We start from the raw sequence: 22,626 nt of genomic DNA, 5'->3' as shown, positions 1-22,626 counted from the left end.
GACAGCCGGACACACACCTTTGCCTTCGGCCGTCAGCTCGACGTCCGCACGATCAGCCCGGCCGACTTCGAGGGCGGTCAGGAGCTCGCTGAGCGGGCGGTGGCCACGTACATCGCGAAGTACGCCACCAAGGGCGCCGGGACAGCGACCGGCACCCTGGACCGGCCGATCAAGTTCCTCGCCGAGCCGGCCGGGGCCTGGATCACCGACCGTGCCCGTCGCATGATCCGCACCGCCTGGGACCTCGGCGCACGCCCCGAGCCGGCAGACCTCCGGCTCCGTGCCTGGGCCCACATGCTCGAATTCCGCGGCCACTTCTCCACCAAGTCCCGCCGCTGCTCCACCACTCGGCGCCCTCCGCGACGCCCGCACCGTATGAGGCCGCGCACAAGCCGCCCCGGCCGTCAAGGCCGTCCCGCAGGACGACGAAACCACGCTCGTCCTCGCCCACCGGGTCTTCGCCGGAACTGGTCTCAGCCGTCGTGAGCAGCGGCTCGCCGCATCCCTCGAACCCGCTGCCGGAACGGAAAGAGAGCCGACCACATGAACGACCGCTACCTGTCCGTCGACCAGGTTGCCGAGCTGCTCGGCACGAACGGGCAGTCCTCGGAGAAGGCGGCGCCGATCTACCAGCACTCCGGCGACGATCGACAGCGGGAAGTTACTGCCGGGCTCGACGCGACCGTTCGCAAGGCACGCCGGGAAGCAGAGAAGCAAGCGCAGGAAGCTGCGGCCGCGCCAGATGACAACACCGTTGATCCAGACGATCAACGTTCTGACACGCGACCACTGATCACGGCAACCACCAAAAAGGCCCGGGTCTCTGACCTGGGCCTTAGTCGTGGAGCGGGTGACGAGAATCGAACTCGCGCTCTCAGCTTGGGAAGCGACGGCGCTTGCAAGGTCACATGATGCTTGACCTGCGGTTATGTGGCTTGGTGGCCGCCCCGGGTAGGGCTGTCTGCGCCGCTGTTTACCGTTGCTGTCCGCTCTTAAGGGCACGCTATGGGCACGCCAGCAGCTCGGAGGCGAATGGCAGAGACTCTGGAGCTGATGAACTGTTCGGCCTCCCGGGGCGAGCGCGGTCGGGAATGTGCTGTTGCACGAGCACACGGACCGGTTGTGCCCTGGATGTGCCCTTGGACCTGTCACCAGAGGGCGCCTTGCTCGGCCGACGGACGGCTAGTTGGCGGTGTCACCGCCAGGCGGACTCGGGTGTTGGTGTTGATGGCACGAGGGTCCGTCGTCACGGCGCCCGTCTCACGTAGCTGTCGGACGGCCTCGATCACCTGGGCAGGCCGGAAGACGGTTTCCAGGAGGGTGTAGCGCTTGAGCTCTGGGATGGTTCGCCCATCGGGGGCTTCGGAGATGTAGTCACGCAGGATCCGCCGCAGCGGAGCCGTGTCCGGTTCGAATACGAGCTCCAGCATCTGTTGCTGGGTGTCCCTCGGGTCGCGGTAGCGGACGCCGTAGGAAGGGTCCACCTTCCACATGGCGTCCTTCATCTTCTCGAGTCCCAGTTCGTGGCGGGTGCCGAAGATCAGGTAGAGCTTCCTGTTGCCCTCGTCGACCATCTCGAAGTACAGCGTGTGCGTGAAGCCAGCTTGGCGCAATGTGCCCCGGTATTGCTCGCGCAGGAACGTGAGCTTGTGCGAGGAAGGCTGCTGGAATACGGCTTGCCACTCCTGGTTGCCGAAGGCTGCGTCGCCGAGTTGGCGGTGGCCGTCGTGCTTCTCGGCAAACCGGGTGAGGAAGCTGGGCGCGAAGGTCACCATCACTTCGGTGCTGGGCTGGCTCCCCAACTCGTGCAGCAGCGAGTACGGGATGTCGGGTCCGCCGAAGCTGTCCAGCAGGACGAAGAGAGGCTTCCCCAGCGCGCCGATGCCCCGCAGCTTGTGCAAGAGGGCAGGGTGGAAGTCTCCGTGACGTATGTCCACGGCAAGGCGGTTGGCGATGTCCTCCGTGCGCCGCGTGCGGACGCGCGCCATCTGGCGCTGCAGTTCCTGTACCCGGCGTGGATCCTCTTCCATCAGGATCACGCGGATACGCTTCGGGAACCTCTGCAGAGCATCGGCGAAGACGTCGTAGGCGATGACCGGGGAGCCAGGCTCGCCCTGTTTGTAGACACCCGCCCCTGCGAAGCCCTCCGCGTAGCTGATCACGTCATGCCGTGACAGCAGGATCGGCGCCCATGCTTCCAAGTACCGCTTCAATAAGTCATGTTTAGCTGCCGTGTGCGGATCGCGATCCCACACGGCTTCCTTCGGTACGGCCACGACCGCTCCCCCTACTCCCGTCGGCCCCGCTGGGGAGAGGGTCACACACCGTTGCCATATGCCACCAGAGTGCGTACGGGCGCCTGCTGGACTTTGGCTGTTAATGAACTGCGGCAGGAAGCCGGGGAGGCATCTCGTCCCAGGTTGCTCCGTCGAGTTCACGGCCGCCCGACTTGGGGCTGCGGCCACCCCATTGTTTGAAGAAGAAGGGCACTTCGGCCTCGTTGCAGGCATCGCGGATGTCCACCAGCCACTCCTCCCGCACGGGGCGGTGATGAGGGCCGGACTCCCCGCCGGCGATGACCCAGCCGATGCCGTCCAAGCGCAGACCGGTCAGTGGACCGAGCAGCGGTTCGCAGGACAGGAAGCGGACAGCAGCCGGAACTTGGCGTAGGTCATCGACACGATCGAGGTGGTCGGCGTCTTCGACGGAGACACCCATCCATAGGTTGGGGGGCCAGTCGAGTTCGCCGGCTACCCGTCGCAGTCTGCGGGCTCTCTTGGTCAGTAGTTGGTAGGTGTGCTGAGGTGTCTCGGCGATTACCTGGAACACCTGCCGAACGAAGTCCAGGGGGACCTTGGCGTGGAAGAGGTCGCTCATGGAATTGACGAAGACCATCCGTGGGGCCTTCCACTGGCGGGGAATGGCCAGCGTGTCCGGGTGCGGCGCGAGGCCGAAACCTGGGCCGGATGTCCTGGGATCTCCGTCAGCCTGGTACTTGGCAACGCCCATGGCTTTGAGTCGCCTGGATAACGTAAGGGCGTAGCAGTTGTCGCATCCGGGAGAGACCTGGTCGCATCCCGTGGTGGGGTTCCAGGTCGCCTCAGTCCACTCGATTGAGCTGCGATCGCCCATGGGTCCCCTCCCGTAGCGGGCGGACAAGGGCCATCAGCGCTTGTCCGCCCGGCGCCTCGACTGCGCTGCCTAACGAGCGACGTGCCGAACTGGCACGCGATCGCCCCCATCCTTCACGTCGAACGCATGTTCTGTGAAGGGGGTGTTGGTGGCACGGTTCGGTCTGAGGGCTGGGGCGCGCGACCGGTAGATCAGGGCTACAGGAGACCAATCTCGATGGCGAGCGCGCCGAGGGCTTCTTTCTTGGGTGGGTAGATGGCGCGAATGTTGGCCAGTTGCTCGTCGCGGGTGGCGGTCGGGTTAACGTTGGCCGGACCCTCGTCGTCGAGCAGGGCCTCGAAGTCGGCGTACTCAGTGACCCTGATGACCCTGACTTCGCAGGTCTCGTCGGTGCCCTTGATACGGAAGCGGATGGTGTCGCCTGCGGCGAGGTCGGTGAGGTGCGGGTATTTCACCCGTACCTCGACGGTCTTGGTGCCCGCGGCGACGAGGTCGAAGTACTGCCGGTAGAGGTTGAGTTCGCGGACGCGGGTGGTGGTGTCGGTCATGGCGCGGGGACGCTCCTGGGCGCTGGGGCGGTCATCATGCGGCCGATCTCGGCTGCGGAGTACGAGCGGAAGAAATGGCGGGGGTCGGAGAGCATCGTTTCAGTCAGGGCCAGCAGTTGCTCGGTGTACTCGGTGACGTTGCCGGGCCACTGCCGGGTGTCGAGCATCCAGTCCGCCCCGCCTGTCGGCAAGGTGGCGCGTCCTTCACGGATCAGGGACTTGGAGAGTTTGGCGCCGGTGTCGGTGACGACCTGGGGGCAGAACAGGCGGGCGGGGAGTTGGGCGCGGGTGAGACCGACGGCTTGGAGGGCCTCGTCGATGAGGAGGGAGCCGAAGATCCAGTCACCGCCCTTGACCATGACGTGCAAGGTGCCGCCCTCCCGCGGGTTGGTCAGAGCTAGTTCCTTGACGAGGTTGCGGTACAGGGTGGCCAGGTCGAGGTAGGCGCCGGCGGTGGGTGTGATGGCGGCCTGGTAGGGGCCGTGGTGTAGGCAGATGGCGGCGACGGTGGCTGTGTCGCGGTCGGTGAGGTGTACGAGGGTGCGCTCGGCGTGTTTCTCGGCCCAGCCGCAGCCGGGCTGGGGGCAGGGGATACGGAGGTGCGGGGTGCCGGTGGAGGGGGAGAGCCACCAGCGGGCGGCGTCGAGGCGGGGGAGGAGCCGTAGCCAGGTGCGGCGGAAGTGCTCGTCGGCCTGCTGCTGGGTGTAGGTCTCGATGCGGTAGGGGATGCCCAGGCGCCGGGACAGGGTGGTGAACAGGGGCTGGTAGAGGGCGTCGACGAGGTCGGTGACGGCCTGTGTGTCGGCGGCCTGGGCATACGCCCGCTGGTAGTGGTGACCGCTGACCGGGTCGGTGGCCAACTGGTACGGGGCGTTGTCGAGGGCGCTGAACAAGACCTCGGTGCGGATGCCGAAGCGGTCGCACAGGCGGGCCGCCATCGCGAAGGCCAGGGACTGCACGAGGGAGGTGCCGATGTGCGGGGCGCCGTTGATCTGGGTGCCGACGACGAGCACGATCCGCGCCGGCGGGGTGGCCAGGATGCGCGGGGTCAGGACGTCCTCGGCGCGGAGCAGGGCGTTGGCCAGGACGGTATTCGGGGAGACGGGGTGGGTCGTCACGGATGTCCCCTTGCGGTCGGGTCGAAACGGGGGGCGCGTGGTCGCGTCCTAGTGGGTGTCGGCCACGTACGGGTGTTGGAGTGCGGCGCGCAGGAGGCTCGGGTCGGTGAGGGTGTCGTCGTCCGGCAGCTCGCACCAGCCGCCGAACCAGTCGTCCATCAGCTCCAGGCCGGGTGCGACGAGCCATGAGTTGCGGGAGAGGCGCCGGACCGGAAGGTCGCCCCAGTCGCGGTCGGTGGTGCCGGTCTGGATCGCGTAGTAGAGGCGTTCGTGGGGGCCGTCGTAGAGCACCGGTCCGATCGGGGCGCCGATGGCACGCAGGTGGTCCAGGGCCAGGAGACCGACCTCCGCGGACGTTCGTACGAGGTCCCACTCGTCACCGACTTGCAGCATGCGCAGTCCGGGAATGTCGCCGACCATCGGGGCGCGGCGCAGCGCGGTACGTACAGACATCAGGTGCCTCCATGCTGCTGGAGGCGGACAAGGCGCTTGCTGCCCGCTTGTGGTCTCGCGGAACGAACCACGATCAGACGGACGCCGGTTGCTGTTATCTGCCGCTTGCGCTCGGCGGCAACTGGCCTGGGGCCGAGGTGGCCGAGCGCGGGTACCAGGACACCGTAGGCGTCGGGCAGTTCGAGGGCGTCGAGCAGACCGATGAAGGCGGGGGCACGGGTGGTGACGGTCGGCTCGCGGTCGGTGAAGACGCCGCACAGCGTCAGCTCGTGGCTACGGCAGTACTCGGTGAGGCAGCCGGTGAGCGCCGTGTGGCGGGCTGCGCTGCCGGTGATGTGGCGCAGGTAGCCGAAGACGCGCGGGCCGGTGACGGAGCGGAGTTCGGTGATGGGTTCGTCGTCCATGACCAAGAGCGTCGGCCGTTGCGAACGGCCTTGAAATGACCTGCTGTTGTACTTCCGTTGCACTTCGAGCCCCGCATGGTCACCGAGAGTGCTTCCATACGTGACGGAGGGAGGTAATCCGTGGTCAGCGTGCAGCAGTGGAGTGGCCGGGAGGCGAGCGCCCTGCGTGCCGCGCTGCGCATGAGCACCCGCGCCTTCGCCGACCACCTCGGCGTGGCCCTGCGCACGGTGGCCAAGTGGGAGAGCCTGGGCGCCGAAACACATCCCCGGCCCGATACGCAGGCCATCCTCGACACGGCCCTCGCCCGCGCCGACTCCGCGGCCCATGCCCGACTCGAAGCGCTGCTGTTCCCGGAGCGGAAGAGCGTGCGCCCGGCGGCCTATGAGACGTGGACCGAGGACATTGAGCGTGCCGTGGTCTGCGTGAGCCGTCAGAACTTCCCCTTCGCCTCGACGCTGCTCAACCGCTGGCTGGGCAGGCACGACCCCAGGGACCTCGACGACAAGGGCCTGTATCTGTACGGCCGTTCACTGGTGCTGCTCGGGGATGTCCAGCGGGACCAGGGAGCGATTCTCGGTCCGCTCTCCGCCCGCCAGTCGTACCTCACCGCGCGCGGCATGTTCTGCGAACTCGAGATCCCGCGCCGGGTGGCCCAGATCGAGCTGTCCCTGGCCGTGGTGCAGGAGATGTCCGGCCAGCTGGAAGCCTCCGCCCGCCACTACGAGCAGCTTGCCCGGGACGAGCGACTGAGCCGGCGTGACCGGGCGCGTGCCCGGCTGTGGGTGGGTACGGCGCTGAGCAAGGAGGGCGACAACGACTACGCCACCGAGGTCATGGCCGCCGCCACCTGCGAGTTCGAGACTCTCGGTGAGCCGGAGGACTGGTCCGTGGCACACCAGAAGCTGGCCCTGGCCTACCGCGGCGCCGGACACCTCGACCAGGCGCTGCACTACATCGACATCGCGCGCACCACCGGCACGGTCGACTCCCCGATGCAGCGCGTGCGGTTGGACACCGCGTACGGGCACATCCTTCTGTCGGATGCGGCGACCCGGAATGATGGGCTGTCCGTCCTCGATCAGGCGGCGCAGGTAGCCCGGCAGTTCGGGCTGAGCCACCAGCTGCGCAGCATCGAGGGCATCCGAAAGGGCCAGCAAGGATGAGCCAGGGAGTGCCAGTGCCGCAGCACCAGCAGCGCCAGATCACCGACGAGCAGTTCCACGACGCGACACAGATTTGGAACTACCACCAGATGGGCCACGAGCTGCGGCCCTGCTCGGCGGCGATTGGCCTCGGCAGTCACGACCTGGGCGTCGCGACCACGGCAGCCGACCTCTACCGCGCTGGCCTCTTCCCGGTCGTGGTGTTCAGCGGCGGCAACAGCCCCACCACCCGGGCCCGCTTCCCGCGCGGCGAGGCCGTGCACTACCGGGAGCATGCGTTGAGCCTGGGGGTGCCGGACGAGGCGATCCTCGTGGAGCCGAAGGCCGCGAACACCGGCCAGAACATCACGTTCGCAAGGGAGTTGTTGGCCGAGGCCGGCGTCGAGGTCGGTTCCCTGCTGCTGATTTCCAAGCCCTATATGGAGCGCCGCTCCTACGCGACTTGCCGCAAGCTGTGGCCCGAGGCCGAGGTCATCTGCGCCTCCGAGCCACTGGAGCTGGATGACTACATCAAGTCCATCGGTGACGAGAAGCTCGTCGTCGACATGCTCGTCGGCGACCTACAGCGGGTGATCGAGTACCCGAAGCTCGGCTTCGCCGTCGAGCAGGACGTACCGGGGGATGTGCATGACGCTTACGAGCGCCTTCTGCGGGCCGGCTTCGACAGCCGTCTCATCGGCACCTGAGCCGCCACCGGGCGGGGTGTCCGCGATCCACCAGCCGAATCTCTTCCCGAGGCTGTCCACGCTGGCCAAGTTGTACGCCGCCGACCGGTGGATCGTCCTGGACGACGTCCAGTTCGCGCGCCGCGACTACCAGCACCGCGCCCGCCTTGCTGATCTGGACGAGCCCGCACGCCAGCAGTGGCTCACGCTGCCCACGCATCTCCCTCAGGGGCGCTCGACGTTGATCGGCCAGGCGCGGCTCGTTGACCCCCAGCGCTCGCGCAGAACGGTCCATCTGCTGGTGCGGCAGTACTACGGCCGAAGCCCCCACTGGAAAGCCGTGTCCAATGTCCTCGACGCGGTCTTGGACACGCTCGACACCTCGGACCGCCTGGCCGACGCCGCGAAAGCATCGACGATTGCCCTGCTCACGGTCCTTGGCTGGACAGGGGGTGTGTCGGACAGCAGCGAGATCCCGACCCGCCCAGGTCGCTCCGAGCGCCTGGCGGATCTCGCGGCAGCCACCGGCAGCACCCACTATCTGTGTGGCACAGGCGGTATGCGCTATCTTGACGCCGACCCCTTCGATGCCCACGGCATTCCCGTGCTGCCCTTCCACACCCCTGTGGATGACCTGCTCTGGCTGTGGGCCCGCCAAGCGAGCAGCCTCTGGGCGCTGAGCGCGGTCGGCCCCGATGAACTGGCGAGCCAACTCGCCGCCCGCGGATCGCGCCCGTTCACTTAGGAAACGAGCGGAGCGTTTCCTGAGTAAACGCTCGAACTGTTCACTCAGGAAACGCCCGCACCGCCTGTTCCGGCTCGGAGGGGGCGGCGCGCTCACCGCAACGGCTCCGATGATCGTTCGCCAGGCCCAGGTCTCCCACTGACTTAGCCCATCGGCCTCGGCACGGGGGCTCTTCGTATGTCCGGAATCAACGCGCCCTGCGGGGTTGATCGTCTCGGCCCGCCAAGGGATGGGTGACGCGGCGGTTGCCCGGCTCCGCAGTGGAGGCGCGTACGGGCATCGCGGTGGCGTCGGCGGGCAGATCGGCCATGCGGCGCAGCCGCCACACCAGGACGTCGGTGATCGAGTCCGCGGTCGAGAGCTCCCGCCGTTCAGCGGCTTCGGCCAGGAGCCCGGCCGGGTCGTGTCCGGCTGCCTCGGCGTCGGCGAGCGTGGCGGCCAGCGCAAACCAGCCCGGCTCGGCCAGAGCCTGTTCCGCCAGCTCCGGCACTGCCTGGCGGAGGTGAGCAACCTGTCTCTGACGAAGCGGCTGGGACAGGTGCCGGCCTCGCTGGTACAGCACTGCCAGTGGGATGCCCGCGGCGGCTTGGTAGGCGGCGCGCAGGTGCTCGGCGGCCTGGCGTGCGGCAGCGGCCTGCTGGGCGTGGTTCTTCTTGGCGTGCCAGTGGGCGGTGGCGGTGACGAGGAAGAACAGCATGTCGATGGCCATGGCCGTGGTGGCGCCGTCTTCTCCGCGGCCGAGGGCGGGGCCGCTGCGGACGAGGTCGCGGGCGGCCTGGCGTAGGGCGCGGTCGTGCCCGCGTTCGGCCTGGACGTGGGAGCGGGTGGCCCGCTCGAACACGAAAGCTGCCTCGCGCAGTTCGGCGCGTGTGTGGGCGGCGGAGGTCTTGGCGAGCGCGTCCAGGAACTCTCCGGCGGCGGTGATGTGCGCGGCCACCTCGGCGTCCCCACCGCGATCGATGACCAGCACCGCCTGCCATGCGGCTGTGGCCGTCCGGCGCCGTGCCGTCGCGGGCCCGCTCGGGGCCTGGGCGGAGGGCCTGGTGTCCGGGCCCTGGTTCGGGGTGCCGTCGGAGAAGCGTTTGCGGATTCGGGGCAGAGACAGATCGGGGGTGAGGGTGGACCCGGCGTAGTAGACGGGCTCGTTGTCCCCGTTACGGTCGTCGGGCAGGGCGACCGTGTACCCCTGCAAGTCGCCGGAGGGCAGCACCCTGGTGCGTACGAGAAGCCCGGCGGCCCTGAGGCGGTCGAGGAACTCCTCCTCACTGGTCGCGCCGGCCACCGCGCGGCGCACGGTCTCGCGCAGCTCCTCGCGGGCAGTACGGTCCCGCCCCTCGCGTTCGGCCTTGTGCCGTTCGGCACTGGTCGGCCGCTTGGCGGCGGTGCCGTCCCCGGCCGGCACGCGGCGCAGGTCGTAGTCCACTTCGATGCGGCGGCATTCGTCCTGGGCGCGGCGGGCCTCGTTGTGCAGGCGGGGCCGGCGGCCGTCGTCGCGGACGAGGGTGGCGATGATATGGATGTGGTCGTCGGCGTGCCGGACGGCTGCCCACCGGCAGGCTTGCTCGTCGCCGTCGGGGGCGATACCGGTGGCGGCGACCATGCGGCGGGCGACGGCCGCCCAGTCCTCGTCGGACAGGATCGGGTCCTCCGGGGCGGCCCGTACGGACAGGTGCCATACGTGCTTCTCGGGTCGCTTGCCGGCGGGCAGGGCATTGACGGGCTGGTCGAGCAGGCGTTGGAGTTGTTCGTAGGTGGCCTTCGGTTCACGGCCGGGGTCGGGGGTGAGCGGGTCGAAGGCGGCCACCAGGTGCGGGTCGATGTGCTCCTCTGCGGTACCAGGGCCGTAGAGGTAGTTGATGAGCCCGATCGTCTCGCTGCCGCGGTCGTGGATGCTGGGGATCACTCAGCGGCACCTCCGTTGCGGTGAGCGAGCAGGGCATCGGCGGCGTCCTCCATGCGCCGGGCGGCGTTGCCGACCGCCTCGGCCGCCGCGTCCAGGTGGGGAGCGGCGGCGCCGGAGTTGAGGGCCTTGGCGACCTGGTTGAACAGTCCGTGGATACGGCCCAGGTGCCGACGGGCGGCGAACAGCTCATTGATGACTTCCCGTTCCGTCGCGATCTCGGCGGCGGTGCGGTCCAGGTCGCGGGCGGCCCTGTCGGCGGCGTAGGCGAGGAAAGCTGCGTTGGACATCTGGCAGTGGGCGGCGGCGTCGGTGAAGCGCTGGAACTCGGTGTCGTTCATACGGCAGCTGGGCTGCTTCAGTCGCTTGCGGGACTTCGGCAGACGGGGGCGCTGACGTCTGGTCGACACGGACTCGAGCAGCCGCCTACCTCCCTGGTGCGGTCCGCCCTCGGTCGCAGCCTGACTGTCCGGTGCCCCCTGGCGCCGGGCTGTTCCCGCCACCCCCGGGGCGGGAACTCCGGAAGCATCGCTTCCGGTACAACTTGCTGTGCTGTTCAGGCCGGTGGTCATCTCCTGTTGGTCGGTGGGGAGTTCGTGGTTCGGGTCGGGCATCGGGGCGGCTCTCCGTGGGGTGCTATTGCCGGGTGCGGCGCTGTGCGTGCTTGCCGGGTTCAGGTGCTGCCGACGGGGGCTGTGTCGAGATGCCTCTGGCGCGCGGAGGCGGCATCGTCGGATCCATCGAGAGGCCCGGCCTGCAAGCCGTCGTAAGCGACGGGCTCTGGCCGGTTGATGCGTTCGGTCTGCAGCTGGTTGCGCAGGGCGCGGGCGCGGGTCTGGCTGATCCTGAGTTCGTTGCGCAAGCGCTGTGCGGTCAGCTGGTCGTCGCTCCAGTCGGCGGTCAGTCGCCGGGCCTCGGCGAGGACTTCGGCGTCAGTGCGGTTACGGTCGGCGACCGACTTGGCGGTGGAGGGGACCCGACCGGTCGCACGGCGCGGGGCGGGTCCGGTCGACTCAACCGCGGTGGCTGACCGGGACGGTCGGGTAGAGCGGGCCGCTCGGTCGGCTTCGGTCGGCCTGGGCACCGGCGTCTTGGCGGCCGTTACAGGGGCCGACCCGGTCGGCTGCTCGGCGGCCGATTCGGCCTGGTCAGAGGTCGACCGTGCGGCCTGCTCGTCGGGTTGCCGACCAACCGCTTCGGCAGAGTCAGCCGACTCGGGGTGGTGGTGCAGCACCTTCGCGACGAGGTCCGATCCGAAGTAGATCGACCCGACCGGAAGCGAGGTCGCCAGGAGTACGAGGGCCCAGTTCGCGGGGTTCCAGTCGGTCAGTCGGCCCCACCGGGTCGGTGTGGTGTGTAGCGCAGGGGTGAGGCCGTGCACGTAGTTCAGCAGGAGGCTGGCGATCGTGTAGGTCGCCAGGACCCGCAGTGCGAACTTCCTGTCGGCGTCGGGCAGCACGAGTGTGGCGATCAGCGCGAGGGCCATCAGCCCGTCGACCACGATCGGGTAGAACAGGGCGGCGGTGGCGTCGGCACCGATGGCGCGGGCCACGTCGGACAAGGCGTTCCACGAGACCCGGAAGGCCATGAGGACCACAGCCATCAGGCCGACGACGAGGGTGAAGCGTGCACCGCGGTTCGCGCTGTAGGCCCCGGCGCGTACGGCTGCGCGGCGGCCGAGGCGAGGGCGGAGCTGGGAGTTGCGGGAGCGGTGGCTGCCGACGCTGGGGACGGCAGCCGGGGGTATCGCGGTGGGGGAGGGCAAGTCAGATATCTCCAGCGTGGGCATAGGCGGGCGGGAGGAGAGGTCTCCGAGGAAGCCGCCTGGGCATGGCATTGGTGTTGCCGACGGGCGGTGAAGGTGGGATTGGGGCGTGGTGGAGGGGGCGCTGGTCAGGCGGCTGTCACGCAGCGTTCTGCCGCGCCAGCTCCGCCACGGCGAGGTCCACGCGGGTGGGGTGCGGCTTTGTGCGGGGTGCGTTGCCCCGGGCGTGGCCGTCGAGCCCGAGGCGGCGGCTGCGGCAGGGCTCGCCCTGGTCGGCGTGGCACCACCGGCACGGGACGCTGAGAGCATCGGGCTGTCCGGCGGCGACGGCAGCTTCGCGGGCGGCACGCGCGGGCCGGTAGGCCGCGAGTGCCGCGCGGACGGCCTGCGGGATGGAGGATCCGAAGCCCGAGTGCGGGCCGCTGGCGAGCTGTCGGTGCGAGGAGGGTGCGACCATGCCGGTTGCGACGGCGTGCCGTGTGCCGAGGAGTTCGGTGCGCCAGGCGGCGGGGTTGTCCGGGTCGGCGATCGGCGTGGGATCGGTGTGCCGGTCCAGGCGGTCGCGGCGGTAGGCGCGCCACTTGCGGGCGATATCCACCGGCAGGATCGGGTACGGGGAGTCGAGCACGTGGGCCCGTATCACCTGGCGGATGTCCCAGCCGTGGGCGGTGGCGAAGGGCACGTCGTCGAGCAGCTCCTGCCACTGGGCGATCTGGTCACGGGCAGCGCCCGTGCCGGTGGGGATGGTGCGGGGATCGAGGCGGCCGATATAGGCCAGGGCGGCGGCGACTTCGCGTCGGTCCAAGGGCGGGTTACTCCTTACGTTCCGGTCGGTTCGTCGAGGGCGGCGAGCAGGGCGGCCATGTGCGCCTCGGCGCGCGTCATACCAGTGGGTGAGGTGGGGGTGGGGGTGGGGGTGGGGGTGGGGGTGCCACCGGGCAGGGCGTAGAGATTCGGGCGGCCGGGGGTGGGTGTGCGTTCCCGAGCGATCCACGCACGCCAGTCGGCCGCCCACGCGTCGGCGGTGCGGGGGTTCCATGAGCTCCGGTAGGTGCGCCACTTCGCGTCGGCGGTGTGCAGGGCGTGCTCGCCGAGTCGGTCGAGATGCCCGTGTTGCTGCAGCCAGGAGCGGGCGCTGTCGTCGATCTGCCACTCGGTGGCGGAGATGAGCGGGGCAGAGCTGCTGCTCTTACTACCGTTCACCTTCGGTTCTCTTCTGTTCTGGGGGTCGGAATCCGCACCCTCCTCGGGCCGGAATCCGTACCCCCTGGGGGCCGGAATCTGTTCCCCGGGGCCGGATTCCGATCCCCCTTCGAAGGGCTCAGCAGGGTCGGATTCAGCCCCCCCGAGGGTCGGAATCCGACCCCCTTGAGGTGCCGGATCCCGGTCCCCCTCCCGGGACTCATCGGCGAGGAACTGGGCGGCGATCGGGAGCCGGTAGTACGTCTCTCCCCTCGGCCCCTTGCGGTCGGGGAGCGGCACCAGCTCGCCATCGGCGATCAGCTTGGCCAGCGCGTCGCGTACGGCGGTGCGGGAGGCGCTGGCGCGTTTCATGAGGGTGGGCACGGACGCGTACGCGACGCAGTGCCGGTCGCGGCACCGGTCGGCGATCAGGGCGAGGACCATGCGGGCGGTGCCCTTGCTGCGGCTGTGGTCCCACACCCATTCGCGGGCGTCGTAGCTCATCGGGCGGCGGCTCCTAGGTCAGGGCATGAAGGTGCTGTGGCCCATGTCGGGCTGTGCACAGGGGGGTGGCCCACCGCCCCGGCCGAAGGCGCGAGGGAGGGGTGGTGGCGTCGTATAGCCAAGACAGCCACATCCATGCCGCACAAGTCCAGCATTCCGCCGAGAAATGGGACAGCTGACGGCGAACGCTTACTGCGAGCAAGGCATCGCCAAAACTATAAACGCGAATCCGCTGCTGCCGAAATAACGAACCGTCAGGCGAGCCAGAAGCATCACATCGGAAAGCCGTTGACGTGCTGCCGGAGGGGAAGCTACAACACAACACCGCACGTCAAAGTGCCGCTCGACGCATCCGTCCGCACCCCATCCCGACCCCCGGAAAACCCTCCGCAGCGGACGGCGCGGAGCGCAACATAGCCGACGATCGCCGGTTACCGAAACCGGCGATTGAGTCTTTCAATTGGATCCATGCCCCCACGCTCATTGGAAATCGGGCCGGCAGGAATGCAGGCGGCCCGTGCCATCGAAATCCTCCGCGCCGAACGCGGCCTGTCACAAAGGCAGTTGGCCGACCGTGTGACAGCCCTCGGCCGCCCGATGTCCAACACCATGCTGTCCCGCATCGAGCGCACCCAGCGCCGATGCGACATCGACGACCTCATCGCGATCGCCGAGGCCCTCCACGTCCCGGCACCCGCGCTCCTGCCCGGCCGCCCCGCAGTCTGAACCGCGGTCGCCACGTCGCGGCTCGCCCGAATTCCGCACCCGAGTGAGGACCCACCGCCCTTGCACCTGCTCGCAATACCCCCGGCTCCCGCCTGCACCCAGCGCCCCTCTGTGACGGAGGTGGTCGCGCATGGCTGACCGCCTCCTGACCGTGGCCGAGGCCGGCGAAATGCTCGGCACGGGCGAACGCTTCGTCCGCCGCCTGATTGCCGAGCGCCGCATCCGCTACGTGAAGCTCGGCCGACCGGTCCGCATCCCTGAGAGCGCGGTCACCGAGTACGTCGAGGCGCGCACCGTCGAGCCGGTCCGCCGTGTCCGTACCCGCTACGGGAAGGCGGCCTGATGGCGGGACGCAAGCCGCAGCGGCGGCGCGAGTTCGGCACGACCCGCAAGCTCCCCTCTGGTCGATGGCAGGCCCGCTACATCGGTCCCGACGGGCAGCGGCACACCGCCCCGGAGACGTTCGAGACCAAGTCCGACGCCCAGGACTGGCTCAACCTCATCCGGGCCGACATCGAACGCGACGTATGGCGCGACCCGGACGCCGGCGCGGTCAACTTCAAGAAGTACGCGCTGCGTTGGAAGGAGGAGCGCGGCCTGGCCCCCACCACCGTCGATCGCTACGACGGGCTCCTCCGCCTCCACATCCTGCCGACCTTCGGCGGGAAGGACCTGGACGAGATCACCCCGCCCTCCGTCCGCACCTGGCGTGCCGAGCGCTTGAAGGCGACCGGTGCCACGACGGTCGCCAAGTCGTACCGCCTGTTGAAGGCGATTCTGCAGACGGCGGTCGATGACGACCTCCTGCGTAGTAACCCGTGCCGTATCAAGGGAGCGGGCAAGGAGGAGGCCGACGAACGGCCCACCGCCACCATAGAGCAGGTCTTCGACCTGGCCGACGCCATGGGACCGCGCTGGCGCCTGATGGTCCTGCTCGGTGCCTTCGCCTCCCTCCGCCCGGAGGAGCTGGCCGAACTGCGCCGTCACAGTGTCGATGTTGACGAGTGCTCCCTGCGTATCACCCAGGCGTCACCGGAGCTGACCAACGGCAAGCGCGTCACCGGCGACCCCAAGACCCGGGCGGGCAAGCGCACGGTCTACCTGCCGGCCTTCCTGTTCCCGGAGCTGCGCCGCCACCTCCAGTGGTTCGCGGAGAAGGAACGGGACGGCCTCCTCTTCGTCGGAGAGAAGGGCGCCCCCTTCCGCCGCTCGACCTTCGGCCGCAAGTGGCGCAAGGCGAGGACGAAGGTCGGTATGCCAGAGAACTTCCGCTTCTACGACCTGCGCCACACCGGCAACACCCTCGCCGCCGATACGGGCGCCAAGCTGAAGGACCTCATGGTCCGCGCCGGCCAGTCGTCGGAGCGGGCGCAGCTGATCTATCAGCACTCGACGGCGAAGCATCAGCGGCGGTTGGCGCAGGGAATTGATGCCGAGGTACGGCAGCAGCTGGGCGAGTCCACCGTCGATCGGCGCCGACCTCGGCAAGCGTGACGATGACGCGGAGTGCGAGCCCTGCCGGAGCCGAGGTCTGGCAGGGCCTGTTCCCGCTGGTGACCTCAGGTTGGCTGCCGTGACGGAGATCAGCCAGCCTTGTGCGCCCTGAATAGTAGGACAAGATCAGCTATGGAACAAGAACGGCTAGTTGCGCCTTTCAGTGGGTTTCCTTCCACCGTCTGATCGCTGATGGTCGACCTCGCCTGCGCTTAGGCCGGTGCGTCTTGGTGCGGATGAGCGTCAGTTGGTCTTGCGGGAAACCTGGGTGACCGCCCCGAGCCCTGCTAATGGTGCGTCAAATGCGCGTGTGCTCTGGGTGTTTGATACCGCGTGCGGCTACTCCATGTAGCTGAAAGGAAGTGAATATTGCGATTCCATTACGAAACCTTGAGCCGGGAACCGGCTGTCCGACGAGTAGGAACGGCTCTCGAAAATTATGTCTATAACGGCACCAAAGGGCCGAGCCGAGTGGTGTGAAGGGGCTGTCAGGGTGCATATTTGAAGCCCCTGTGAAGCTCCCGTGTCTACTCTGTTGATAAATCTCTCCTTCCTGTCTCCCGAGATCTGGGGGACCTGTTACGGAGAGTGCATTGAGAAAGCAAGGGGTGGGGGCGCCGTTCAGGGCGCGAACTACTGCGCCACCGGGAACTCGGTCGCGAGGTTTCAGGACCGCTGCCATAGCGGTGTCGCTCGTGCTGGGCACGCAGCCCGCGCTGATTTCGACTGCCGCGAGCCAAGCACTGGCCGACGTCATGACCGGGGCGGGGACCTCCGTGGCCAGCGCTACGGAGCGCGGTCCGGCGCAGGCGGCCGACGAGGCGTCCGCGCGGCTGATGGCCCGGTTGCAGGACCGGCGGATCGAGATCCTTTCCGAGCGCACGGAGGACTCGACCACGTGGGCCAATCCGGACGGCTCGCTGACCACGGAGGCGTTCTCCGGGCCGGTGCGGGTCCAGGACGCCGACGACGACTGGCACGACATCGATACCACCCTCGCTGACACGGGGGCGGCAGTCACGCCGAAGGCCACGGCCGCCGAGGTCGCGCTCTCCGACGGCGGGACGGGTACCCTCGCGTCGGTCCAGCAGGGCAAACACGTCTTCGCGATGGGCTGGTCGAAGAGCCTCCCCGCGCCGACGCTCAAGGGCGATACCGCTACCTACGCGCTCGGCGGTGGCGCCGATCTGACCGTCCAAGCGCTGCCGCAGGGCTTCGAGCAGTCCGTCGTGCTGAGCGAGCGCCCGGAGGGGGAGGTCTCGTACCGCATCCCGCTCGACCTGAAGGGGCTTGAGCTCTCCAAGGCGGACAACGGCCACCTGCTCCTGAAGTCCGCCGCCGGTGACGTCGTGGCCGAGGCATCCGCCCCTGCGATGTGGGGCTCGGACAAGGACAAGGCGTCCGGCGACCCGGCGCACGTCGCCGAGGTGGACACCGCGATCGAGAAGGACGCCGACGGCTCCACCGTGCTGGTGCTCAAGCCGGACGCCGACTTCCTCGCCGACCCGGACGTGACGTACCCCGTGACGGTGGACCCGGTCTCCACGCTCGCGGCGTCGACCGATACCTGGGTGGCGACCAACTACCCCGACTCGCAGCGCGGTTCGACCGAGCTGAAGGCCGGCACGTACGACACGGGCACCACGGTGGCCCGCAGCTACGTGAAGTTCGACGTGACCAAGCTCAAGGGCAAGCACATCGTCGACACCAACCTGGCGCTGTACTCGTACTACTCCTCGACCTGCGCCACCACGGGCGCGGGCGTCCAGGTCCGCCGGATCACCGCCGACTGGGACCCGGACACGGTCGCCTGGGGCGCCCAGCCCGCGACCACCACGACCGACGCGAAGACCAACACGGCGGCGCTCGGCTACAGCTCGTCGTGCCCGGCCGGGTACATGAACTTCGACGTCGACGGGATTACCCAGGCGTGGGCCGACGGCTCGGCCAACTACGGCCTCCAGGTCCGTGGCGCGGACGAGACGGACTCGCTCACCTGGCGCCGGTTCCGGTCGGCGAACTACGCCTCCGGTGACGCGGCCACCGAGCCGCACCTGACGGTCACCTACAACTCGTACGGGACCACGTCCGTTCTCGCGGTCTCCCCGTCGACGGTCAACGCGTACAACGGCAGCCGCTACGTCACGTCGCTGACGCCGCTGCTGAGTGCCAAGGTGACGGACGCCGATGGCGGCACGGTCAAGGCCCAGTTCGAGGTGACTCCGAACCCGTCGTTCAATGACGCCGGCACCTATTCCTACACAGGTACGAGCGCCGGTGTGGCTTCCGGTTCCACAGCCAAGCTCAGCGTGCCCTCCGGCAGCGCGTTCCCGGCCGGCTCCCACCTGCGGGTGCGCGTGCGCGCCTACGACGGCACGGATTACGGCACCTGGTCCGGGTACACGAACTTCACCCTCAACACGGCGAAGCCGGCCGCTCCCGGTGTGACCTGCACGCCGTACGCCAAGGACGTGTGGACGGAGAAGGCCGCCGCCGGCGCGAACTGCGTTCTGGACACGTCGTCCAGCGACGGCCAGGGCTACTACTGGGGCCTGGACGACCCCAACGCCTCGCAGCGGATCGACGACACGACCAACGGCAGCGGTGGTGACCCGCTCACGGTCACGATCAAGCCCGCCGAGGGCTGGCACACTCTCTATGCCAAGACCGTTGACTCCGGCGGAAATGTCTCCACGGATGCCACTGCATACGCCTTCGGGGTCGGCGGTGCCGCGCTGCTCACGCCCGCGCGGGGCGACCGCCCGAACTCGACCGTCGCGCTGACCTCGCGCGGCGGGAACGGCAGTACAGGCGTGACCTACCAGTACCGTCGTGGCGAGACCGACACCTGGCAGGATGTGCCGGTCGGTGACGTCACCAAGTCGGCCGACGGCTCGGCGCTGGCATCCTGGCCCCTGTCGATGAGTGACACCACCCCCGCCGGCCTCACCTGGAACATCACCAAGACACTCACCGAGGACGGCCCCGTCGACGTCCGCGCGAAGTTCACCGGTAGTGCCACGGTCTACTCCCCGGCCAACACGGTCACAGTTGACCGGTGGGGCGGAGCCGACCTGGCCGAGGACATAGCGCCCGGCGGGGTGAACGCTGTCACCGGCGACCAGACCTTCGGTGAAACCGACGCGACCGCGTTCGACCTGAACGCCACGCGTACGGCCTCCTCTCGCCGCCCCGACCTGGGCAAGGAACAGGACGGCCTGGCGCCGATCTACGGCCTCCAGTGGAACCTGGGGCTCGGTATCGACCGCACCAGCACCACCTGGGTCTACCTGCGCAAGACTTCCGCGACTTCGGTTGCGGCGGTGCGCGCCGACGGCTCGGCTGTCGGATTCAACGCCACTGCGGGCGGCTGGAGCCCCGAGCCCGGCTCGCAGGACCTCACCCTCACCGGTTCACTCACCACCAGCTTCACGCTGAAGCACACCAATGGCTCGGTGACGAAGTTCGCCAAGGTCGACCCGGCCGTGACCTCCTGGCAGATCACGTCCACGTCGATGCCGACAGACAACTCCACCACCACCGTCGTATGGGACAAGACGACCTCTGGCGGAAAGACTCTCGCCCGTCCGAAGTATCTGATCGCACCCACTACCGCCGTCTCGGCCGCCACCTGCCAGGCCACGCCCTCCACCAAGGGATGCCGGGTCCTGGAATACGTCTACGCCGACACCACCACGGCCACCACCAGCGCGTTCGGTGATGTGACCGGGCAGGTGAAGCAGATCAAGCTCTGGGCCACCGCACCTGGCGCCGCCAATGCCACGGCCACCGCGGTCGCCTCGTACGCCTACGACAGCGAAGGCCGCCTCCGTGAAGCGTGGGACCCGCGGATCTCACCCGCGCTGAAGACGGCGTACACCTACACCAGCGCCGGCAGGATCGCCACGCTGACCCCGCCCGGGGAACTGCCGTGGACCTATTCCTACGGCCAGGTCGGCTCCGCTGCACCCAGCGGTCCCGGCATGCTGCTGTCGGTCTCCCGCCCCACGCTGAAGGCAGGCAGCGCCACTGAGACGGACGGCACCGCGGTTACCAAGGTCGTCTACAACGTCGCCCTCAGCGGCAGCCACGCACCGTACGACCTGTCCGCAACCGGCGTGGCCACGTGGGGCCAGAACCAGCGTCCGGTCCGTGGAACCGCCGTCTTCCCCGCCGATGCTTCAGCAAAGGCACCGGCGTCCAACGACGGCGCCGATGCCGCGAGCAGCGACTTCACTCGGGCGACCGTCACCTACTTCTCGGTGTCCGGCCGGGCGGTCAACACCGCCGAGCCTGGCGGTCACATCTCGACCACGGAGTACGACGACAACGGCGCCGTGGTGCGTGAGCTCACGGCCGCCAACCGCGAACTGGCGCTATCCACCTCCGGCAACGGACTGGACCAGCTCACCGTCCTGGGCATCGACGGCCTCTCCACAGCCGATCGCGCCCAGCAGTTGTCCACCGTGTCCACGTACTCCGCCGACGGCTCCCTCATTGACGAGTACGGACCGCTCCACCTGGTCGTTCTGCAGAGTGTCCTGAAGGCCGGGACAGGCGGCACCGACCTGGCCGCGGGCTCTCAGGTGCCCGCCCGCCAGCACACCGCCAACAGCTACGACGAGGGCCGCCCGACCGACGGCACCGCGACCGTGTCCAAGCAGCTGACCACCACGGTCACCAGCGGATACATCGACGGCTACCCGTCCGGTGCCGACTCAAGGACCACCAAGACCGCCTACGACTGGGCCAAGGGCCTGCCTACGAAGGAGATTGAGGACCCCAGCGGCAAGAACGTCCTCCGGACCACCGGCTACGACAGCCAGGGACGGATCACCTCGGAAAGCGAGCCTCTCTCCAGTGGGACGGACGCGGGTACCACCGCGCACCGCTACTGGACCGCGAGCGGCAGCGGTTCCTGCCAGGGCCGTCCGGAATGGGCCGATCTCGAGTGCACCGCGGGCCCCGCGGACGCCAGCGCGGGGAACACCCAGACAACCGAGTACGACCGTTGGGGCCAGCCGGCGAAGAGCATCGTCACCGGTGGCACCGAAACCCGGACCACCACGGCTTCGTCGGACGACGCCGGCCGAGTCGTCCAGCGCGTCACCTCCGGAAACGGCGACCAGGCTGTTCCGTCCGTCACCACGACGTACGACAGCGCCACCGGGCAGGTGGCGACCATGGCCTCCTCCAGCGGGACCATCAGCTACGGCTACGACGCCCTGGGGCGTCTGATCCGCTATGACGACGGAGAGGGCAACGTCACCACGACTCAGTACGACAGCCTCGACCGGCCGGTGAAGGTGTCCGACTCGGCTCCGTCCACCACGGACTACACCTACGACGCGGCCAAGGAACCCCGAGGACTCGTGACCGGCCTGAACGACTCGGTCGCGGGCACGATCAGCGCCGCCTACGACGGTGACGGGGCGCTGAGCACGGAGAAGATCCCCGGCGGGATCACCCTCGCGGTGGACCGCGACCCCGCAGGAAACGACCTCAGCCGGACCTACACCACCAGTACGGGGGTCGTCGCCTTCGCCGACAACGCAGATGTCAACGTGCACGGTCAGGACGCCACGCGGAGTCAGACGAAGGGATCGAGCGTCAGCGCCGACTACACCTACGACGCACTGGGCCGGTCCGCCACCATGCACACAGGTAACTGGTTCTCCTGCACGGACGAGTCCTACGACTTCGACAGCAACAGCAGACTGAAGAAGATCACCAAGCAGTCGGGCAGTTGCCTCGGTACGCGAACCACGACGGAGACCACGCGCAGCTATGACAGTGCGGGGCGTGTTACAGACACCGGCTACTCCTACGATGCGCTCGGTCGGCCCACGGCCCAGCCGGACGGTATTGCGTTCACGTACTACGCGGACAGCTCCGTCCGTCGGCAGACGCGTGGCAGCAGCCGAGAAACCGCGGTCTACGACGCGGCCTCGCGTCCTGTCTCGGTGGTGACCGAGACTCTGGCCGGCGGCACCTGGAGCACCACCGGCACCGCGAAGAACCACTACAGCGGCCCGGGGAAGCAGACGGCATGGCAGGAGGGCACGTCCGTCGTCCGGCATGTGAACGACGCCTTGGACGAGCCCGTGGCCATGACCGGCGCCAGCGGGAACATCGTGCTGCAGCTCATCGACCTCAGCGGCGAGACAGCTGTGCAACTTCCGCTCGACGAGTCGCAGGCGCCCGTCGTCGACTCGGGTGACGATCCGGCCGTATCGCCGTACGGCGCGATCGGGTTCCAGCAGATGGGGTCCTTCGCGTTCGATATCTTTGGTGTCACCATCCATGTGCCGGTCGGATGCGAGATCGGTCACCGGATTCACGGCAGCGGACGGAAGATCACTGACCAGGCGGCCTGGGTCGGGTGCGATGAGTTCTATGGGAACTTCACCCGCGGATTCTGCAACTGGCGCCTGGAGTTCCACTACGCCGACACCAACGGAAAGACGTACAAGATCTTGAAGGGCACCACGCACACGACGTGCAGTCGCGGCCCTTGGCGTCAGATCAAGACGGACCGGACGCTGCCCCACTACGGGAAGGCGTGCGCACAATTCGTGGTGACCGGCAAACGACGAGGAGTCCAGTGCCACTACATCACCAGGTAGGAGAGGGAGGGCCGGCGGAGACACCGGCCCGCAGGCAAGACCGTCAGCGTGCGCTGCCCGGCTGTCTGATCGCGCTGCTTGTCGCGGCAATGACCTTTGTGGCAAGCCTCGGCCTGTTCGTACTCCTCCGTAGACCGTCCTCCGTGTCGGCGAGTACGACCGCGGTTCTCCTGCTCGCTTCCGCTGGCTTCGGCCTGTAT

The 22,626-nt window shown here is 68.4% G+C and carries 19 protein-coding genes and 1 pseudogene; 9 read left to right on the top strand and 11 right to left on the bottom strand.

Annotated elements, in window-relative coordinates:
• Positions 1-547: pseudogene (locus tag PH203_RS16645) on the top strand (replication initiator); the annotation flags it as partial.
• A complete protein-coding gene (locus PH203_RS16640) occupies positions 544-912 on the top strand; it encodes a hypothetical protein (protein ID WP_289921316.1) in 369 nt (122 codons plus the stop codon). The pseudogene PH203_RS16645 and the gene PH203_RS16640, both read left to right, overlap by 4 nt.
• Positions 913-1,148: 236 nt before the next feature.
• Here PH203_RS16640 and PH203_RS16635 read toward each other — a convergent pair whose 3' ends face one another.
• From PH203_RS16635 to PH203_RS16610, 6 genes are all read right to left on the bottom strand, one after another.
• On the bottom strand, positions 1,149-2,276 hold the full coding sequence (locus PH203_RS16635) for a three-Cys-motif partner protein TcmP (RefSeq protein ID WP_289920765.1): 1,128 nt from the start codon (positions 2,274-2,276) through the stop codon (positions 1,149-1,151).
• A 100-nt stretch (positions 2,277-2,376) separates the two neighbouring features.
• The gene (locus tag PH203_RS16630) at positions 2,377-3,132 is read right to left on the bottom strand and encodes a phage Gp37/Gp68 family protein (RefSeq protein ID WP_289920764.1); all 756 of its coding nucleotides are present in this window, start codon (positions 3,130-3,132) and stop codon (positions 2,377-2,379) included.
• Between the two features lie 197 nt (positions 3,133-3,329).
• Positions 3,330-3,680, bottom strand: coding sequence for an ASCH domain-containing protein (locus PH203_RS16625; protein WP_289920763.1), 351 nt, complete (start codon positions 3,678-3,680; stop codon positions 3,330-3,332).
• Positions 3,677-4,798: a hypothetical protein gene (locus tag PH203_RS16620; protein ID WP_289920762.1), complete on the bottom strand. Its 1,122-nt coding sequence runs from the start codon at positions 4,796-4,798 to the stop codon at positions 3,677-3,679. Before PH203_RS16620 ends, PH203_RS16625 begins: the two co-directional genes overlap by 4 nt.
• A gap of 48 nt (positions 4,799-4,846) precedes the next feature.
• Positions 4,847-5,251, bottom strand: a complete 405-nt coding sequence (locus PH203_RS16615; RefSeq protein ID WP_289920761.1) for a hypothetical protein — start codon at positions 5,249-5,251, stop codon at positions 4,847-4,849.
• Positions 5,251-5,655, bottom strand: a complete 405-nt coding sequence (locus tag PH203_RS16610) for a recombinase family protein (RefSeq protein ID WP_289920760.1) — start codon at positions 5,653-5,655, stop codon at positions 5,251-5,253. Before PH203_RS16610 ends, PH203_RS16615 begins: the two co-directional genes overlap by 1 nt.
• Positions 5,656-5,775: 120 nt before the next feature.
• Here PH203_RS16610 and PH203_RS16605 point away from each other — a divergent pair, with 120 nt between their 5' ends.
• Genes PH203_RS16605 through PH203_RS16595 form a run of 3 tightly spaced genes read left to right on the top strand, consistent with a single transcriptional unit; the run spans position 5,776 to position 8,229 of the window.
• On the top strand, positions 5,776-6,819 hold the full coding sequence (locus PH203_RS16605) for a hypothetical protein (protein ID WP_289920759.1): 1,044 nt from the start codon (positions 5,776-5,778) through the stop codon (positions 6,817-6,819).
• Complete coding sequence (locus PH203_RS16600; protein WP_289920758.1) at positions 6,816-7,505, top strand: YdcF family protein; 690 nt, start codon at positions 6,816-6,818, stop codon at positions 7,503-7,505. The genes PH203_RS16605 and PH203_RS16600 overlap by 4 nt, the downstream gene beginning before the upstream one ends.
• 16 nt (positions 7,506-7,521) lie before the next feature.
• Positions 7,522-8,229 carry a WbqC family protein gene (locus tag PH203_RS16595; protein WP_289920757.1) on the top strand — a complete coding sequence of 236 codons (708 nt, stop codon included), beginning with the start codon at positions 7,522-7,524 and terminating at the stop codon, positions 8,227-8,229.
• Positions 8,230-8,416: 187 nt separating this feature from the next.
• Here PH203_RS16595 and PH203_RS16590 read toward each other — a convergent pair whose 3' ends face one another.
• From PH203_RS16590 to PH203_RS16570, 5 genes are all read right to left on the bottom strand, one after another.
• Positions 8,417-10,132, bottom strand: coding sequence for a relaxase/mobilization nuclease domain-containing protein (locus PH203_RS16590; protein WP_289920756.1), 1,716 nt, complete (start codon positions 10,130-10,132; stop codon positions 8,417-8,419).
• On the bottom strand, positions 10,129-10,470 hold the full coding sequence (locus PH203_RS16585) for a plasmid mobilization relaxosome protein MobC (RefSeq protein WP_289921290.1): 342 nt from the start codon (positions 10,468-10,470) through the stop codon (positions 10,129-10,131). The genes PH203_RS16590 and PH203_RS16585 overlap by 4 nt, the downstream gene beginning before the upstream one ends.
• A 332-nt stretch (positions 10,471-10,802) precedes the next feature.
• Positions 10,803-11,732, bottom strand: coding sequence for a DUF2637 domain-containing protein (locus tag PH203_RS16580; protein WP_289921288.1), 930 nt, complete (start codon positions 11,730-11,732; stop codon positions 10,803-10,805).
• A gap of 301 nt (positions 11,733-12,033) precedes the next feature.
• Positions 12,034-12,699, bottom strand: coding sequence for a hypothetical protein (locus PH203_RS16575; protein ID WP_289920755.1), 666 nt, complete (start codon positions 12,697-12,699; stop codon positions 12,034-12,036).
• Positions 12,700-12,713: 14 nt separating this feature from the next.
• A complete protein-coding gene (locus PH203_RS16570; RefSeq protein WP_289920754.1) occupies positions 12,714-13,580 on the bottom strand; it encodes a helix-turn-helix domain-containing protein in 867 nt (288 codons plus the stop codon).
• Between the two features lie 468 nt (positions 13,581-14,048).
• Between PH203_RS16570 and PH203_RS16565 the strand changes: the two genes are divergently transcribed.
• The 4 genes from PH203_RS16565 to PH203_RS16550 all read left to right on the top strand — a co-directional run bounded on the left by PH203_RS16565 (position 14,049) and on the right by PH203_RS16550 (position 22,426).
• Entirely contained in the window at positions 14,049-14,306 is a 258-nt protein-coding gene (locus tag PH203_RS16565; protein ID WP_289920753.1) for a helix-turn-helix transcriptional regulator, read from the top strand.
• Between the two features lie 130 nt (positions 14,307-14,436).
• On the top strand, positions 14,437-14,649 hold the full coding sequence (locus PH203_RS16560) for a helix-turn-helix domain-containing protein (protein ID WP_289920752.1): 213 nt from the start codon (positions 14,437-14,439) through the stop codon (positions 14,647-14,649).
• Positions 14,649-15,800, top strand: a complete 1,152-nt coding sequence (locus PH203_RS16555; protein WP_289920751.1) for a site-specific integrase — start codon at positions 14,649-14,651, stop codon at positions 15,798-15,800. The genes PH203_RS16560 and PH203_RS16555 overlap by 1 nt, the downstream gene beginning before the upstream one ends.
• A 695-nt stretch (positions 15,801-16,495) precedes the next feature.
• Entirely contained in the window at positions 16,496-22,426 is a 5,931-nt protein-coding gene (locus PH203_RS16550) for a DNRLRE domain-containing protein (protein ID WP_289920750.1), read from the top strand.
• Positions 22,427-22,626 lie beyond the last annotated feature (200 nt).

Source organism: Streptomyces sp. S.PB5 (genome assembly GCF_030403745.1).
Classification (GTDB): Bacteria; Actinomycetota; Actinomycetes; order Streptomycetales; family Streptomycetaceae; genus Streptomyces.
The sequence above is the reverse complement of the archived record's forward strand: the minus strand, read 5'-3'. Positions and strand labels throughout refer to the sequence as shown.